Consider the following 16,389-nt stretch of genomic DNA (forward strand, 5'->3'; position numbering starts at 1 on the left):
GCCTCAGCGGATGATGGCGGAGATATCGCGCTTCTGGCGTGCAAACCAGAAGCGCAACAGCCGGTTCGACAGCACCGCCGGCAACGAGCCCGCCAGGATCCGGTAGACTCCGCTGCGGGGCAACCGCGACGCCCTGGCGGGATCGAGCCAGTCGTCATTGCGCACCAGGCGCTTCAGCGTCTCCATGCCGATCAGCACCGGCCACAGGCAGGCCAGCCGCAGCCTGACGAAGCGTGCCGGGATGGCCAGCGTATAGGCCAGCGCCTGTTCGAAGTGCTCCAGCGTGAAGCGCACCAGCTCGAACATCAGCGGGCGCGCGAGCGTGGAGGCGCCCGGGCGCAGCAGGTCCTGCGGATGCAGACCGTGCCGCGCCAGCATCGGCTCGGGCAGGTAGCAGCGGCCGATGCGCAGGTCCTTGCCGCAGTCGCGCAGCACATTGGTCATCTGCAGGGCTTTGCCGAAGCGGACGCCGCGGCGCAGCATGTCGTCGACATTGCCGATCGCGCCGGGCATGTGGGCGGCGGCCATGCGGGTCCAGAATTCCCCCACGCAGCCGGCGACGAGATAGGTATAGCGGTCCAGGTCCTCCACCTCGCGCAGCGCGACGATGTGCCCCGCGCGTTCATCGGGGAACGTGCGCAGGTCGAATTCCATCCCTTCGGTCAGCGTCGACACGATCTGCCGCACCGCGCCGCGGTCTGCCGGCTCCAGTTGCGCCAGCACCGCCAGCGCGTGTGCAAGCGACTCGAGCAGGATGCGTTCGTCGGACTGCTCCTGCCGGCTTGCCACTTCCGCCGCGAAGTCGGGCGTCGACGCCACCCCGGCACTCACGCCGTTGACCTGCTCGCGCAGCGACAGCAGCAATGCCAGCCGCCTTTCCGGCGCGACCAGCGCGGTATCCGCAATGGTGTCCGCGGCGCGTGCAAGCAGATAGGCCAGCCCCACCGGATCCCGCATGCGCGCGGGCAGCACGCGCAGCGTCAGGTAGAACGAACGCGACACGCCTTTGAGCAGCGGACCGAGGAGGAATGCCCGGCTGGTGTCGCGCATCGGTGGTGACCTGTTCCTTGAGAAATTGGCGTGGATGCGCCCGCTCGGCAAGGCCGCGGGCCGGCACATTGTACCTGCGGCGTCGCTCGCGCCTTGTCACCAAGGGGAAAGTCCGGGGCATGCAAGGAAAAGCGGAACGTTGCACCGGGACAGATGATTCCACCGTCGCGCAGGTCCTCGAATAAACGGATTCGCATCTCACCCTTGGAGACCAACCAGCATGAACTTCCTTGACGGCCACCTGTATCCCGAAAACCAGCAGCCTTTGATCATCACCGCCGCGCCCTATGCGCCGGGATGGATCCCGTCGGACTTTCCAGAAGATATCCCGGTCACCATGGAGGATCAGATCCAGAAGGCGGTGGACTGCTATGAAGCCGGTGCACGCGTGCTGCATCTGCATGTGCGCGAAGCCGACGGCAAGGGCAGCAAGCGCCTGTCCCAGTTCAACGAACTGATCGCCGGGGTGCGCGCTGCGTGCCCCGAAATTGTCATCCAGGTAGGAGGCTCGATCAGCTTCGCGCCGGAAGAAGGCCAGGAAGCCAAATGGCTCGACGATGACACGCGGCATATGCTGGCCGAACTCGATCCGAAGCCCGACCAGGTGACCGTGACCGTCAACACCTCGCAGATGAACGTGACGGAGCATGCCGGCGTGGATGACTTCAAGGGGGTTTCGCGCGGATTCGCGCACCTCTACGGCACCTACAAGGACATGGTCGTGCCCTCGAATCCCAGCTGGTTCGAGGAGCATGTCCGCCGCCTGACCGCCGCCGGCATCCAAAGCGAGTTCCAGTGCTACAACATCAACAGCTTCGAGACCATCGAGCGGATGATCCGCCGCGGCGTTTACAAGGGACCGCTGGTGATGAACTGGGTGGCCATCAGCGGCGGCATGGACCAGGCCAACATCTACAACCTGGCCAACATTCTGCGTGCCGTGCCGGACGGCGCCGTGGTCACGGTGGAGAGCTCGGTGCTCAATGTGCTGCCCATCAACATGATCGGGATGGCGTTGGGCCTGCATGTGCGGTGCGGCATCGAGGACGTGCTGTGGAACCAGACCCGCACGGGCAAGATGAGCACGGTCGAGCAGATCAGGCAACTGGTGCGCATCGCCGGCGAATTCGGCCGCCCCATCGCCACCGCGCAGCAGACCCGGGAGATCCTGCAACTTGGGGTCTTCTACGACACCGTGGAAGAGACGCTGCAGAAGAATGGCTTTGCCCCCAATCGCAACGGTGGCCACCAGGGCTTCCTGCGCAAGGCCGAGTGCATGTAAGGAAACCTTCGAGCGCCTCACTCGGCCCGGCCATGTGCGTCGCCCTGCCGCCAGGGCGATGCACATGGAAACAGCAACCGAGCGTCAACAAGACAAGTACATGGAGGTAGGCAATGGCATCGCGAACTCAACAGCTCGCTGCTGTCACGCTGGGCGCGGGATCGCTGCTGGCGTGCTCCGCGGCCGGCTCGGTGCAGGCGGAAGAAGCCTGGCCCATGCGCCCGATCCAGATGGTCGTTGCATCGTCGGCAGGATCAGGAACCGATGCCCTGGCACGCGTGATGGCGCAACGCCTGTCGGTGGTCCTGAAGCAACCGGTCGTCATTGAAAACCGCCCGGGCGGCAGTGGCGTCATCGGGACCAGCGCCGTAGTCAAGGCGCCTGCGGACGGATACACGATCCTGTACACCACGGCATCGAACCAGGTCGTCGCCCCGGCGGTGCTGAAGAATCTTCCGTATGACCCGAAGAAGAGCCTTGTCCCCATTGCCGCGACGGCTGAGGGTGGCGTGCTGCTGCTGGTCAGCAACGACCTGCCGGCGCACAACCTGCAGGAGCTGGTCCAGCTGCTGAAGGCGAACCCGGACAAGTACAGCTACGCGAGCTGGGCCACGGGTTCTTCAGGGCAGCTCACCATGGAATGGCTCAAGAAGCAGACCGGCATCAAGGCGGAGCATGTCGCCTACCGGACCTCGAATCAGCTATTGACCGACCTTTCGTCGGGGGTCGTGAAAATCGGTTGGACCGACCCGGCCGCGCCCGTGCCTTTCCTGCGCGCCGGCAAGGTCCGCGCCATTGCCGTCACCGGCAACGTGCGCGCGCCGAAGCTGCCGGACGTCAAGACCATGGGGGAGCAGGGCTATCCGTTCGACCTGACGGGCTGGTTCGGCATGTTCGCTCCCGCGGGAACCAGCCCGGCCATCGTCAAGCGGCTGGCCGATGAGGTCAACAAGATCCAGGCGTCCCCGCAGCTTGCAACGATGATGAAGACCATGAACTTCGGGCCGCCGCCGGTGAAGACCCCGGTGCAGTTTGGCGAGACCGTCAGCCATGATCTGCAGGCCTGGGCGAAGATCGCGGCCGATGCGAAGATCCGGCTGGATGAATGATCCAGGCCGGTCAGCAAATCCTGTTCACGGAGCGTTATGCCCCGCTTGCCGTCGAAGGCGCCGCTGGCCGGCGCCCGATGCGGCTCTCCCTGGGACTGCAACCGAATTGCACGTGATACCAGCGCGAGAAACCGCTTAGCGCGGAAAAGCCCAGCATCGCCGCCACTTCAGTCAGGGGACGATCGCTCTCGATGACATGACGGGTCGCGAGTTCCGCGCGCACTTCATTGACGATTGCCGAGAAGCTCTGCCCCTCTTCGGCCAGGCGGCGCTGAACCGTGCGGCACACCACGCCCAGGCTCTCGGCCACCTGCTCGATGCTGCAGCGCCCGCCTGGCAACAGCAACAGGACCGCGCGGCGCACGTCCTCGCGCATCGTGGTCCGCTGCGACATGGCGGAGCTGTCGATCAGCCGCTGCGCATAGCGCACCATCGCCGGATCGGCCCAGGGATTGCGCGCATCGAGATCGGCCTTCGCGCAGACGATGCCGTTGAAATCGCAATTGAATTCGATGCGAGGGCCCAGGAAACGATGGTGGGCGCTGAGGTCGCGCGGCGCGGAGTGTTCGAAGCATACGCGCAGCGGCTGCCAGTCGGGCCGGAGCAGCTGGCGTATCAATCGCACCATGACGCCGAGCGCAAGCTCCATCCTCTGGCGAGTCGGCTGGTGCGCACTGCCAGCGATCAGCGTCTCGCGGATGATGACCAGTTCGCCGCATTCTTCGACCGCCAGCGACTGCGCACCATTGAGCATCGGCTGGTAGCGCATCAGCATCTCGAGCGAATCACGCAGCGTCGCCTGGTCGCGGACCAGCATGCCTACCGCCCCAAGATTGGACAGCAGGCGTGACTCTGCCATGCACAAGCCGAAACTCTCATTGCCCGACATGTCGGCGGAGGCCTGCAGCAGCCGACCAAAACGCTCGACCGGAATCTTGAGGTCAGGCTCGCGCAGTACGCCTGGACTCAACCCTGCGTCAAACAGCATCCGCACCGGATCCAGCCCGGCGGCCCGGGCGACCTCGCTGTAGTTGGTGAGGGCTGCTGCGCGCACAAGTAACGACATCTGGAACGGACGCAGAAAATTGACAGCCCATGATAAATAGCCGCCATGCCTTGTCAAGCGAGGATAACCCGCGATGTTCCTCGTGTCGAAGCCGCCGCGCGGCTCAACCTGCGCATGACAGCCGACGTTCACGTCGACGGCATCCGCACCGCCGGCAGCGCGGATGCACTTGCCTGCGCGTGCGCGTCAGTAGGGGATATCGCCGACGATGCCGGCGCGCTCCAGCTTGCGCGGTGCGGGGTAGTAGTCGTTTACGGCGTAGTGCTGCGTGCTGCGGTTGTCCCACACCGCAACATCGCCCTGCTGCCAGGCCCAGCGTACCTGGTACTCGGGAATGGTGGCGCGGCTGGTCAGGTAGTTGAGCAGCAGCGCAGCGCCGGGCGACTTGTCGATGCCGTGGCGCACGTTTTCCGGCGTGCTGTAGTTGGTGAAGTGGGTCGTGAACGAGGCACCGACAAACAGGATCTTCTCGCCGGTCTCGGGATGGGTGCGCACCACCGGATGCTCTACCGGCGGATGTTCGCTGGCCAGCCTGGCCCGGTCTTCGGGCGTCATGACCGCGCCAAAGCTGTGCTCGATGCTTGCCCGGGCGCGCAAGCCGTCGATCTTGCGCTTGATCTCCTCGGGCAGCTCTTCGTAGGCCTTCGCCATGTTGACCCAGATGGTGTCGCCGCCGATCTCGGGACATTCGATGCAGCGCAGTACCGCCCCCATGGCCGGATTGGGCCGCCACAGGCCGTCGCAGTGATAGCTGTTCTCGTAGCTGTGCGGGTTGTCGCTCCGGTAGACCTTCACCAGGCCGGGATGCTCGGGCACACTGCCGACCACCGGATGGTCTTCCAGCTTGCCGAAGCCGCTCGCGAAGGCCACGTGATCGGCGCGCGAGATCTCTTGCCGGCGAAAGAAAAGCACCTTGAACTTGAGCAGCGCCGAACGGATCTCGGCGAAAAGCGCCGGATCGCGTGCCGCCTGGCCGAGGTTGACGCCAGAAATCTCGGCGCCGATGGCGGGGGTGATTTGCCTGATCTTCATTGCTGTGTCTCCTGCAGCTCGGTCAATGGTCGGACTGTGCGGTGTCCGGCCTATTGCAGGCGAGTATCAGGCGCGCCCCCGCTTAGCTGCTTACTTTGCAGGGACATTGACTTGCCAGTTGGCGACACGCGGGGCGCGACCGTCCTCACACGTGGCTCAGGACGATGCCTTGCACAGATAGCGCTCGAACCATTGCGCCGCCAGGCGGGCCACCGACTGCAGCGCGCCGGGCTCTTCGAACAGATGGGAAGCGCCGGGCACGATCACCAGCTTCTTCGGACATGACAGCTGGGCGAAGGCGGACTCGTTCCGTTCCAGCACGCTGACATCGAGCCCGCCGACGATCAGCATGGTCGGTGTCGGCAGGGTGGCAAGGGCGTCGGCGCCTGCCAGGTCGACCCTGCCGCCGCGAGAGACGATGGCGCCGATCGGGGTCGGCGACATGCTGGCGGCGCGAATCGATGCGGCGGCGCCGATGCTGGCGCCGAAGTAGCCCAGCTGAGCTGGCATGCCGGCCTGCTGCGTGACCCAGCTGGTGGCATGGGCAAGCCGCTCGGCCAGCAACGCGACGTCGAAGCGGATCGCCTGCACCTGGTCTTCGTCGGGCAGCAGCAGGTCCATCAGCAAGGTTCCCATGCCGCAGCGATTGAGTTCGGCTGCCACGTAGCGATTGCGCGGGCTATGGCGCGAACTGCCGGTGCCGTGCGCGAACAGCACCAGTGCCGTGGCGCCCGGGGGCAGCGCGAGCACGCCTTGCAAGATCACGCCGGCGGCCGGGATCGTCACCTCGGTGGTGTTGGCATCGCCATGCATGACGCTGGCCTCCCCTGGGATGTATCGGATGCGGCCCCGAAGCACCGTGGGTGACAAGCGGCCGCCTCGCTTTCCACTATAGGGCGGGCATGGCAGCGGGGCCAGCCACCGGTGGCGCAATCTCCGCAGGTTGACCATCCCGGGCAAAGCGATAAGAATTTGCGCTCACGGGCGCGAGCCTGTCCTTGCCTCCGCGCCTTCACCGCTCCCATGATCCCACCCGTCAGCACCCTGCACGGCCGCCTCAAGATGCAGCACCTGCGCCTGCTGCTTGCCGTGGAAGAGCGCGGCTCGCTGCGCCAGGCCGCGGAAGCGCTGACGCTGACGCAGCCCGCGGTCAGCAAGATGCTGCAGGACATGGAAGACCTGCTCGGCGTGCCGCTGTTCGAGCGCCATGCGCGCGGGCTGCGGCCGACGCGCTTCGGACTGGCGGCGACGCGTTATGCGCGGCTGGTGTTCGCGGATATGGGCGGCTTGCGCGACGAGCTGGTGGCGCTGGAATCCGGCAAGATCGGCCGCGTGCGCGTTGGCGCGGTGATGGCGCCGACGCCGGGGCTGCTTGCCGACGTGATCCGGCAACTGAACCGCGATCATCCGCGGCTGGAGGTGGCGGTGCATGTGGAAACCAGCGATGTGCTGATGCCGCAGCTCGAGCGCGACCAGCTCGACGTTGTGCTGGGCCGGGTGCCGGATGGCTGGGACAGCAGCGGGCTGGAGTTCGAGCAGCTGGGCGACGAGGGGCTGGCGATCGTGGTCGGGCCGCAGCATCCGCTGGCGCGGCGGCGCAAGCTGTCGTTCGCCGAGCTGACGCGCTACCCGTGGATCATGCAGCCGCGCCCGAGCCCGATGCGCGCGCTGATCGACCGCTCGTTCGAGGATGCCGGCGTGCCGGCGCCGCCGTCGACCATCGAGACCGCGGCGGTGCTGATGACCACCTCGTTGCTGGCCGACAGCGAACTGATCGCGGTGTTGCCGGAGTCGGTGGCGGCCTACTACGGCCGGCTGGGCGCGCTGACGGTGTTGCCGCTGCCGCTGCCGCGCAAGCTGGGGCCGTATGGCATCGTCACGCGGCGCGGCCGCCCGCCGACCGCATCGATGAGCCTGCTGATCGATGCGTTGCGGGCGCTGTCGCGCTAGCGCGCTGGTGTTTAGTCGGCGCTGCCAGGCAGCTTGCCGTCGACGCGCCAGTGCTGCCGCTGCGGGCTGTCCGGGCGCAGCGACGCGGGCAGCAGCCCGGCCGGCATGTCCTGGTAGCTGACCGGGCGCACGAAGCGCGCGATCGCCAGGCTGCCCACCGAGGTGCTGCGGCCGTCGGAGGTCGCCGGCCACGGACCGCCATGCACCATCGCATGGCCAACTTCCACGCCGGTGCCGAAACCGTTGACCAGGATGCGCCCCGCCAGCCGTTCGAGCGCGGGCAGGAATGCGCGGGCGGCGTCATGGTCGGCGTCGTCGAGATGCAGCGCGGCGGTCAGCTGGCCTTCCAGTGCGTCGATGACGCCCCGCATTTCGGCAAGGTCACGGCAGCGCACCACCAGCGCGGCGGCGCCGAAGACTTCGTGGCGCAGCGCCGGGTCGGCGAGGAAGGCGGCGGCGTCGGTGGCGAACAGCGCGGCCTGCCCCTGCGTGGCGGATCCTGCCGCGCCGCGCGCAACGGTCTGCACCTGCGCGTGCCCGGCCAGCGACGCGACGCCGGCGCAATAGGCGCGATGGATGCCGGGGGTCAGCATGGTCGCCGCGGGCAGTGTGGCCAGCCGTGCCGAGGCAGCCTGCAGGAAGCGGTCAAGGTCGTCCCCTGCAACCGCCAGCACCAGGCCGGGATTGGTGCAGAACTGCCCCGCGCCCAGCGTCAGCGAATCGGCGAAGGCGGTGCCGATGGCTTCGGCGCGGCTGGCCAGCGCATGCGGAAACAGCAGCACCGGGTTGACGCTGCTCATCTCGGCAAACACAGGGATGGGCTCCGGCCGCGCTGCAGCCAGCGCCATCAGCGCCATGCCGCCCACGCGCGAGCCGGTGAAGCCCACCGCCTTGATGCGCGGATCGCGCACCAGCCCCTGGCCGATTTCCAGCCCTGCGTCGAACAGCAGCGAGAACGTCCCTTCGGGCAGGTCCATGCCGGCCACGGCCTGCTGGATGGCGCGGCCGACCAGCTCGGAGGTGCCGGGATGCGCCGGATGCGCCTTGACGATGACGGGGCAGCCCGCGGCCAGCGCCGATGCGGTATCGCCGCCGGCGACCGAGAATGCCAGCGGAAAGTTGCTGGCGCCGAATACCGCCACCGGTCCCAGCGGGATCTGGCGCAGGCGCAGGTCCGGGCGCGGCAGCGGCTTGCGTTCGGGCTGGGCCGGATCTACGCGCAGTTCAAGGAAATTGCCCTGGCGCAGCATGTTCGCGAACAGCCGCAGCTGGCCCACGGTGCGGCCGCGCTCGCCTTCGATGCGGGCGCGCGGCAGGCCGGATTCGGCGACGCAGCGGTCGACCAGCGCATCGCCCAGCGCCAGGATGTTGGTGGCGATGGCGTCGAGGAAATCGGCGCGGCGCTCGGGGGCGGTTTCGCGGTAGGTATCGAACGCCTGCCAGGCGAGGGCGCAGGCGTGGTCGAGTTGCGCGGGCGTGGCCCCGCCGAAGGCGGGTTCCAGCGTGGCGCCGGTGGCGGCGTCGATGGCGTGGAGGGTGCCGTGGGTGCCGCGGGGTGACTGTTGGCCGAGGAGGAGGTTGCCGGTGAGGGTCATGGTGGGGTTTGTGAAAGGCGTTGGCAGGCGTGCGTTCAGAACGGGAAGGGGGCTGGCGTGCGCCGTGACTTCGTGGAGGCTCCGGCCCTCTCCCCAACCCTCTCCCGCAAGCGGGAGAGGGAGTACGCAGCCGGGTGTTTTAAGGACAGTGGTGGTCTCGCGTGCTGGCGGGTTGCTCCCCTCTCCCGCTTGCGGGAGAGGGGCGGGGGAGAGGGCCGGCGCCTCTCGATGCGAGGCGCCGGCATGACCGAAATCCTCACCGCCCCCACCGCAACACCAGCGGATCCAGCCGCCGCGCGATCCGCATCAGCCCTTCGCGCGTGGCCGGGTGCATCGGCTGCAGCGGGTGGCGCACCGCGTCCGACGCGATCACGCCGCCTTCCTGCATCAGCACCTTGCTGGTGGCCAGCCAGCCCTGGCGGTTTTCGTAGTTGATCAGCGGCAGCCATTGCTGGTAGCGCTGCGCGGCCAGTTCGGCGTCGCCGCCCTGCCAGGCATCGAGGATCTGGCGGATGCCGTCGGGAAAGCCCGCGCCGGTCATGGCGCCGGTGGCGCCGGCTTCCAGGTCGGCCATCAGCGTGATGGCCTCTTCGCCGTCCCATGGGCCGACGATGGCGTCGCCGCCCAGTTCGATCAGCTCACGCAGCTTGGCCGCGGCCTGCGGCACCTCGATCTTGAAGTACGACACATTGCCGATCTCGCGCGCCATGCGCGCCAGGAACGGCGCGCTCAGGGTGGTGCCGCTGACGGGCGCGTCCTGGATCATGATGGGGATGTCGATGGCGTCCGAGACCGCGGCGAAGAACTCATGGATGCTGCGCTCGGGCATGCGGATGGTGGCGCCGTGGTACGGCGGCATCACCATCACCATGGCGGCGCCGGCGTCCTGCGCCGCGCGGCTGCGCTCGGCGCACAGGCGCGAGCTGAAATGCGTGGTGGTGACGATCACTGGCACGCGCCCGTCCACGTGTTCCAGCACGGTCTTCATCAGCACGTTGCGCTCGTCGTCGCTGAGCACGAACTGCTCGGAGAAATTGGCCAGGATGCACAGGCCGTGCGAGCCGGCATCGATCATGAAGTCGATGCAGCGGCGCTGGCCGTCCAGGTCAAGCCCGCCGTGCGCGTCGAAGATGGTGGGCGCCACCGGGAATACGCCGCGGTAGACGGTGGGGGTTGGGCTGCGGGTCATTGGTCTGTCTCCGGGCTGTCAGTCAAATGGTCGGGGCCAATATACGAGCCGCCCGGCGGGCTGTATATTGAAACCTTTCCATCTGGTGATCGCTTTTACGACTCACAAACCTGTCATGAAATCCACCCTGGAGACCGTCATGGGCCGCCTGCGTGTGAAGCAGCTGCAACTGCTGATCGCGCTGGATGAGCATGCCTCGCTGCACCAGGCGGCCGCGGCCATGGCGATGACCCAGTCCGCGGCCAGCAAGTCGCTGCAGGAGCTGGAAAGCATGCTGGAGGCACCGTTGTTCGAGCGCTCAAGGCGTGGCATGCGGCCCAACGCCTTCGGCCATTGCGTGATCCGGCACGCGCGCCAGCTGGTGGCGGACCTGGGCGCGATGTGCGACGAAGTCGCCGGCATCCGCGCCGGCAGCGGCGGCCGTGTCGCTGTCGGCACCATCATGGGCGCGGTGCCCGAGGTGCTGGTGCCGGCGCTGGCGCAGTTGCGCCAAGCGCACCCGGAGCTGGCGCTGGAAGTCATCGAGGACACCAGCCGCCGCCTGCTGGAACTGCTCGACGACGGCCACCTGGACCTGGTGATCGGCCGCTCGCTGGTCAGCGACGAGCCGGCGCGCTACCACTACCACGCGCTTGGCGACGAGCAGGTGGCGGTGGTGGTGGGGCGTTCGCATCCCGCGCCGCGCGCGGCCCCGATGGGGTTTGCCGACCTCGCGGGATATCGCTGGATCACGTATGCCGGCCATATGCCGATGCATGCGCTGCTGCAGCGCGAACTGGACCTGGCCGGCATGAGCTTCCCGGCCAATGCGGTGTCCACCTCGTCGGCGTTCGTCACGGTGGCGATGCTGCAGGACGATCCCCGGCTGGTATCGCTGCTGCCCGCGGGCGTCGCCGCCATGTTCGCGCGCCAGAAGATGCTGCGCATCCTGCCGGTGCGGCTGCAGTCGCGCCAGCAGACCTTCGGCATCGTCACGCGGCGCGGCGGCGGCCTGTCGGCGGCGGCGCGGCAGCTGGTGGCTATCCTGAGAGCGGGCCCGCGCGGACCCGGTGCGGCGGAGGCCAAGGTATAACCTCAGGTGATCGCCAGTTCAAAAAACATCAGTAGTAGCGAATCGCTGATGCTCCTATAGTCTGGCCATCCGCGCCGCAGAGCCGGACAGCAAACGACGGAGACAGCAATGAAGACATGGATCGCCGGCGCGCTCGCCGGCCTCGCCACGATGGCCGCGGCAACGGGCGCGGCATGGGCCCAGGACACGCGCCCGGTGCGGCTGATGGTGGGCGCCGCGCCGGGCGGCGGCACCGACGTGATGGCGCGTATCGTCTCCGACAAGCTCGCCGCGCAACTGAAGCAGCCGGTGGTGGTGGACAACCGCCCCGGCGCGTCCAATACCATTGCCGCGGACATCACCGCCAAGGCGCCGGCGGACGGCAATACGCTGCTGATGGGTGTGGTCACCTCGCAGGCGATCGCGCCGCACCTGCTCAAGCTGCAGTTCGATCCGCTCAAGGACCTGGCGCCGGTAGCGCTGGTGTCGACCGTGCCCAATGTGCTGGTGGTCAACAGCCAGGTGACGGCGCGCGACGTCAAGGCGCTGGTGGCGCAGATCCAGGCGAATCCGGACAAGTTCCGCTACAGCTCGTCGGGGGTCGGCAGCACCCAGCACCTGGCCGGCGCGGCCTTTGCCCGCCAGATCAAGGGCAAGCTGCTGCATGTGCCGTACAAGAGCAGCAGCAGCGCGCTGGTAGACCTGATGGGCGGGCAGGTGGACATGAGCTTCGAGACCATGCCCTCGGTCATCGGCCATATCAAGGCCGGCAAGCTGCGCGCGCTGGCGGTGACCGCCGACCAGCGCTCGGCGCTGCTGCCCAACGTGCCCACGCTGGCCGAAGCCGGCGTGCCGGGGATCCAGATGAGCGCGTGGTACGGGGTCTATGCCCCGGCCGGCACGCCGCCCGCGATACTGCAGAAGCTGGGCGGCGCGCTGGCGACGGTGCTCAAGGACCCCGACACCGTGCGCCGGCTGGCCGACGTGGGCGCGGTGCCAGGCGCGCTGAGCGCCGCGCAATTCGATGCGTTCTCGCGTGCCGAATACGTGCGCTACGGCAAGCTGATCGCAGAACTGGGCGTCAAGCTCGACCAATAACCTTCCGGAAGCCTCATGCATTCCCGTCCAAGAATCGCCATGGTGCTGGGCGACCCCGCCGGCATCGGTCCCGAACTGATCGCCCGGCTGCTGGCCGATGCCGGCACCGCCGCGCAGGCCGAGATCCTGCTGATCGCCGACCGCGCCGAATGGCGCCACGGCATGCAGCTCGCCGGGGTCGAGCTGGCGCTGGCCGAGACCGATGCGCCCGCCTTCGCCGCCGATGGCCAGCCGCGCCTGTACCACTGGCAGCTGCCCGAAAGCCCGGCCTATGCGCGCGGCGTAGCCAGCGCCGAAGGCGGCCGCTACAGCCTGGGCACGCTGAAGCTGGCACTGGAGCTGGCGCAGGCGGGCCAGGCCGATGCGATCCTGTTCGGGCCGCTGAACAAGAGTTCGCTGCACGCCGCCGGCATGAGCCACAGCGACGAGCTGCACTGGTTTGCCGAGCAACTCGGCTACCACGGCGATTTCTGCGAGTTCAACGTGCTGGACGGCCTGTGGACCTCGCGCGTGACCTCGCACGTCGCGCTCAAGGACGTGCCGGCGCTGATCACGCCGGCGCGTGTCGGCGGCGCGATCGACCTGATCGACCAGGCGCTGCGCCGCGCCGGCATGGCCAGCCCGCGCATCGCGGTATGCGGCCTGAACCCGCACAACGGCGACAACGGCGCCTTCGGCCGCGAAGAGATCGACGTGATCGCACCCGCCGTGGTGGCGGCGCGCGAACGCGGCGTCGATGCGCAGGGCCCGTTCCCGGCCGACACCATCTTCCTGAAGGTGCAGGGCGGGCCGTCGCAGCGCCAGTTCGACGCCATCGTCACCATGTACCACGACCAGGGGCAGATCGGCATCAAGCTGATGGGCTTCTCGCGCGGCGTGACGGTGCAGGGCGGGCTGCCGGTGCCGATCACCACGCCCGCGCACGGCACCGCCTTCGATATCACGCAGCAGGGCCGTGCCGATCCCGGTGCCACGCTGCAGGCGTTCCAGCTTGCCTGCCGCATGGGGGCGCAACGGCGCGCCGCCGCAAACGCCTAGCCACTCGTCAATCCATACCGGATCCAGCATGACCGCCCCCGGCGCGGCCGGGGTGCGTTCGCGCCAACGCATTGCCATCAGGAGCTGAACATGAAGATCACCAACGTCCGCGCCCGCGTCTTTGAGTGGAAGGGCAAGACCGTGCCGCCGCAGGCGCATTTCTGCACCAACGCCACCGACATCCTGTTCGAGCGCGGCGACGCCATGGGCTCGTTCCGTTTCCACGGCTGGATGGTGGTCGAGATCGAGACCGATATCGGCCTGGTCGGCATCGGCAACTGCGCGCTGGCCCCGCGCGTGGCCAAGCAGATCGTCGACGAATACCTGGCGCCGGTGGTGATCGGCCAGGATCCGTTCGACAACGAATACCTGTGGCAGAAGATGTACCGCCGCACCCATGCCTGGGGCCGCAAGGGCATCGGCATGGCGGCGATCTCGGCGGTCGATATCGCGCTGTGGGACCTGATGGGCAAGGCCGTGGGCAAGCCGGTGTTCAAGCTGCTGGGCGGGCGCACCAAGGAAAAGATCTGGTGCTATGCCTCCAAGCTCTACAACAACGACGACCGCGATGCCTTCCTGGCGGAAGCGCAAGCCTACCTCGACCAGGGCTTTACCGCGCTGAAGATGCGCTTCGGCTACGGCCCCAAGGACGGCCCCGCCGGCATGCAGAAGAACATCGAGCAGGTGCGGCTGCTGCGCGAACTGGTCGGCGACGGCGTCGACATCATGCTGGAGTGCTACATGGGCTGGACCCTGGAATACGCGCGCCGCATGCTGCCGCGGCTGGCCGAGTTCAACCCGCGCTGGCTCGAAGAGCCGGTGATCGCGGACGATATCGAAGGCTATGTCGAACTGAAGAAGGCGAGCCCGTTCCCGATCTCCGGCGGCGAGCACGAGTTCACCTCGTACGGCTTCAAGGACCTGCTGGAGCGCCGCGCGGTCGACGTGATCCAGTACGACACCAACCGCGTCGGCGGCATCACCGCGGCGCAGAAGATCAACGCCATGGCCGAGGCCTGGTCGGTGCCGGTGATCCCGCACGCCGGCCAGATGCACAACTACCACCTGACCATGGCGTCGACCGCGTCGCCGATGTCGGAGTACTTTCCGGTGCACGACGTCGAGGTTGGCAACGAGCTGTTCTACTACATCTTCAAGGGCGATCCGGCGCCGGACAACGGCTACCTGCAGCTTGACGACAACCTGCCGGGGCTGGGGCTGGAACTGAACGAGGAATATTTCAGCCAGTTCAACATCATCGGCTGATTGGGCTCCCCTTTGTACCGGATGCGGCATCTTCCAGCCTTGGCAACCCGCGCCCGCCGGTCTTTGCCGGCCTAGAATCAAGAGGCGAAAAACGCTTGTCCTGGAGTTCGCCATGGCCAGATCCCTGCGTCTGCTGGCCGCCTGCGCGGCATCGCTCGCCCTGGGCGCCGTTGCCGCGCCGCCCGCCGGCACCCTGTCCCTTACCTTCGTTCATCCGGAGACCTACACCGACGCCGCGTACCGCAGCGACTATGGCAGCGACAAGGAGCGGGCGCAGGTGATGAACGATATCCGCCGCCACTTCGACAAACTGGCGGCGCGTTACCTGCCTGAGGGCTATGCGCTGCGCATCGAAGTGCTCGATGTCGACCTGGCCGGGCATTTCGAGCCGTGGCACAGGCAAGCCTACAATGTGCGCATCGTGCGCGATGTCACCTGGCCGCACATGACGCTGCGCTACGAACTGCGCGGCAGCGACGGTGCCGTGATCGGCAGCGGCGAGCAGCGTATCGCCGACCCGACGTTCAATTTCGGCATCAACATCTACGATCCCTCCGACCGGCTGCGCTACGAAAAGGCAATGATGGACCGCTGGTTCGACCAGGCCGTGACCCGCCGGATCGCGGCGCGCCAGACGGGCCAGGGATGATCTGGCCCTCGCGCTACTGGCCGTAGATGCCCAGCGCCGTCTCGCGCAGCGCATCCGCGACCAGCAGCGCGCCGGGCGACATCAGCCGGTCGGTCGGTGTGATGAGGCCGAAGTCGTCCATATGGCAGGGCATGGCCATCGGCAGCACCTCCACCATGCCGAACGCCGCGTAGTACTGCGCCACATCCGCGGTCAGCACCGCGATCATGTCTGACTGCGTCACCATGCGCGTCAGGAACAGCAGCGCGGCGGTTTCCACCACGTTGGTCGGCGGCGCCAGGCTGGCGCGCTGGAACATCAGCTCGAAGCGGTGGCGCAGCACGGTGCCGGCGGGCGGAATCAGCCAGGCGGCATCGGCGGCGTCGGCCAGCGACAGGCCGCGCACCGCCAGCATCGGATGGCCTGGCCTCACCACCGCGCAGACCGGCTCTTGCGCCATCGGCTCGTAGCGCAGCCGGCCCTTGTCGTGCTCGGGAAACAGGCGCGCCACCACCATGTCGAGCTTTTCCTGTCCCAGGCGGTCGAGCAGCACATTGCTGTTGTCGATTTCCACGGACACGCGCAGCCCGGGGTAGCTTGCCTTCACCCGCGCGATCGCCGCGGGCAGCAGCCGCACCCCGGGCGAGGTGATCGCGCCGATCGCCACGTGGCCGAGCCGGCCCGCCTTCAGCGCCAGCACTTCCTCGCGCGCCTGGTTCAGGCTGCCGATCACCGCGCGCGCATGCCGGATCATCGCGCGGCCATAGTCCGTCGGCGCCATGCCGCGCGGCAGGCGCTCGAACAAGGGCACCGACAGCATCTCCTCCAGCTCGCGCAGCAGCTTGGAAGCGGCCGGCTGGGTCATCGCCAGCCGTTCCGCGGCGCGGTGGATGCTGCCTTCGTCGGCAATGGCCAGCAATAACAGCAACTGGCGCGTCTTAAGGCGGCTGTGGTGGTGCCAAGAGGGTGCCGCAGGCGCCGTATCAGCCGCGGCGGAATGGTTGGAGGTGTTCATAGGGAAACTACCAATGCCGA

Annotated in this window: 15 protein-coding genes; 8 read left to right on the plus strand and 7 right to left on the minus strand. The window is 67.6% G+C overall.

Features of this window, described 5'->3' with window-relative positions:
• Positions 1-3: 3 nt before the first annotated feature.
• The gene (locus CBM2588_RS20505; protein WP_115682222.1) at positions 4-1,050 is read right to left on the minus strand and encodes a phytoene/squalene synthase family protein; all 1,047 of its coding nucleotides are present in this window, start codon (positions 1,048-1,050) and stop codon (positions 4-6) included.
• Between the two features lie 220 nt (positions 1,051-1,270).
• Between CBM2588_RS20505 and CBM2588_RS20510 the strand changes: the two genes are divergently transcribed.
• On the plus strand, positions 1,271-2,332 hold the full coding sequence (locus CBM2588_RS20510) for a 3-keto-5-aminohexanoate cleavage protein (RefSeq protein ID WP_115682223.1): 1,062 nt from the start codon (positions 1,271-1,273) through the stop codon (positions 2,330-2,332).
• 113 nt (positions 2,333-2,445) lie between these two features.
• On the plus strand, positions 2,446-3,441 hold the full coding sequence (locus CBM2588_RS20515) for a Bug family tripartite tricarboxylate transporter substrate binding protein (protein WP_115682224.1): 996 nt from the start codon (positions 2,446-2,448) through the stop codon (positions 3,439-3,441).
• A 34-nt stretch (positions 3,442-3,475) separates the two neighbouring features.
• On the opposite strand, the gene CBM2588_RS20520 is transcribed toward CBM2588_RS20515, so the two are convergent.
• From CBM2588_RS20520 to CBM2588_RS20530, 3 genes are all read right to left on the minus strand, one after another.
• Positions 3,476-4,507: an AraC family transcriptional regulator gene (locus CBM2588_RS20520; RefSeq protein ID WP_115682225.1), complete on the minus strand. Its 1,032-nt coding sequence runs from the start codon at positions 4,505-4,507 to the stop codon at positions 3,476-3,478.
• Between the two features lie 186 nt (positions 4,508-4,693).
• Positions 4,694-5,539: a TauD/TfdA dioxygenase family protein gene (locus CBM2588_RS20525; protein ID WP_115682226.1), complete on the minus strand. Its 846-nt coding sequence runs from the start codon at positions 5,537-5,539 to the stop codon at positions 4,694-4,696.
• Between the two features lie 156 nt (positions 5,540-5,695).
• Positions 5,696-6,352 (minus strand): dienelactone hydrolase family protein, encoded by a 657-nt coding sequence (locus CBM2588_RS20530; protein ID WP_115682227.1) that lies wholly within the window; start codon positions 6,350-6,352, stop codon positions 5,696-5,698.
• A gap of 210 nt (positions 6,353-6,562) precedes the next feature.
• On the opposite strand from CBM2588_RS20530, the gene CBM2588_RS20535 reads away from it, so the two are divergent.
• On the plus strand, positions 6,563-7,489 hold the full coding sequence (locus CBM2588_RS20535) for a LysR family transcriptional regulator (RefSeq protein ID WP_115682228.1): 927 nt from the start codon (positions 6,563-6,565) through the stop codon (positions 7,487-7,489).
• An 11-nt stretch (positions 7,490-7,500) separates the two neighbouring features.
• On the opposite strand, the gene CBM2588_RS20540 is transcribed toward CBM2588_RS20535, so the two are convergent.
• Both CBM2588_RS20540 and CBM2588_RS20545 read right to left on the minus strand, forming a co-directional pair.
• Positions 7,501-9,084: an aldehyde dehydrogenase (NADP(+)) gene (locus CBM2588_RS20540; RefSeq protein ID WP_115682229.1), complete on the minus strand. Its 1,584-nt coding sequence runs from the start codon at positions 9,082-9,084 to the stop codon at positions 7,501-7,503.
• Positions 9,085-9,340: 256 nt separating this feature from the next.
• The gene (locus tag CBM2588_RS20545; RefSeq protein ID WP_115682230.1) at positions 9,341-10,273 is read right to left on the minus strand and encodes a dihydrodipicolinate synthase family protein; all 933 of its coding nucleotides are present in this window, start codon (positions 10,271-10,273) and stop codon (positions 9,341-9,343) included.
• 115 nt (positions 10,274-10,388) lie between these two features.
• Here CBM2588_RS20545 and CBM2588_RS20550 point away from each other — a divergent pair, with 115 nt between their 5' ends.
• From CBM2588_RS20550 to CBM2588_RS20570, 5 genes are all read left to right on the plus strand, one after another.
• A complete protein-coding gene (locus CBM2588_RS20550) occupies positions 10,389-11,345 on the plus strand; it encodes a LysR substrate-binding domain-containing protein (protein ID WP_115682231.1) in 957 nt (318 codons plus the stop codon).
• Between the two features lie 108 nt (positions 11,346-11,453).
• Positions 11,454-12,422 carry a Bug family tripartite tricarboxylate transporter substrate binding protein gene (locus CBM2588_RS20555; protein ID WP_115682232.1) on the plus strand — a complete coding sequence of 323 codons (969 nt, stop codon included), beginning with the start codon at positions 11,454-11,456 and terminating at the stop codon, positions 12,420-12,422.
• Positions 12,423-12,437: 15 nt separating this feature from the next.
• Positions 12,438-13,460 carry a 4-hydroxythreonine-4-phosphate dehydrogenase PdxA gene (locus CBM2588_RS20560; protein WP_115682233.1) on the plus strand — a complete coding sequence of 341 codons (1,023 nt, stop codon included), beginning with the start codon at positions 12,438-12,440 and terminating at the stop codon, positions 13,458-13,460.
• 90 nt (positions 13,461-13,550) lie between these two features.
• Complete coding sequence (locus CBM2588_RS20565; RefSeq protein ID WP_115682234.1) at positions 13,551-14,726, plus strand: L-rhamnonate dehydratase; 1,176 nt, start codon at positions 13,551-13,553, stop codon at positions 14,724-14,726.
• A gap of 112 nt (positions 14,727-14,838) precedes the next feature.
• Entirely contained in the window at positions 14,839-15,375 is a 537-nt protein-coding gene (locus CBM2588_RS20570) for a DUF3016 domain-containing protein (RefSeq protein WP_115682235.1), read from the plus strand.
• A gap of 13 nt (positions 15,376-15,388) precedes the next feature.
• Here CBM2588_RS20570 and CBM2588_RS20575 read toward each other — a convergent pair whose 3' ends face one another.
• Positions 15,389-16,369 (minus strand): LysR substrate-binding domain-containing protein, encoded by a 981-nt coding sequence (locus tag CBM2588_RS20575; protein WP_115682236.1) that lies wholly within the window; start codon positions 16,367-16,369, stop codon positions 15,389-15,391.
• Positions 16,370-16,389: the final 20 nt, after the last annotated feature.

Origin of the sequence: Cupriavidus taiwanensis, assembly GCF_900250075.1 — a bacterium.
Classification (GTDB): domain Bacteria; phylum Pseudomonadota; class Gammaproteobacteria; order Burkholderiales; family Burkholderiaceae; genus Cupriavidus; species Cupriavidus taiwanensis_C.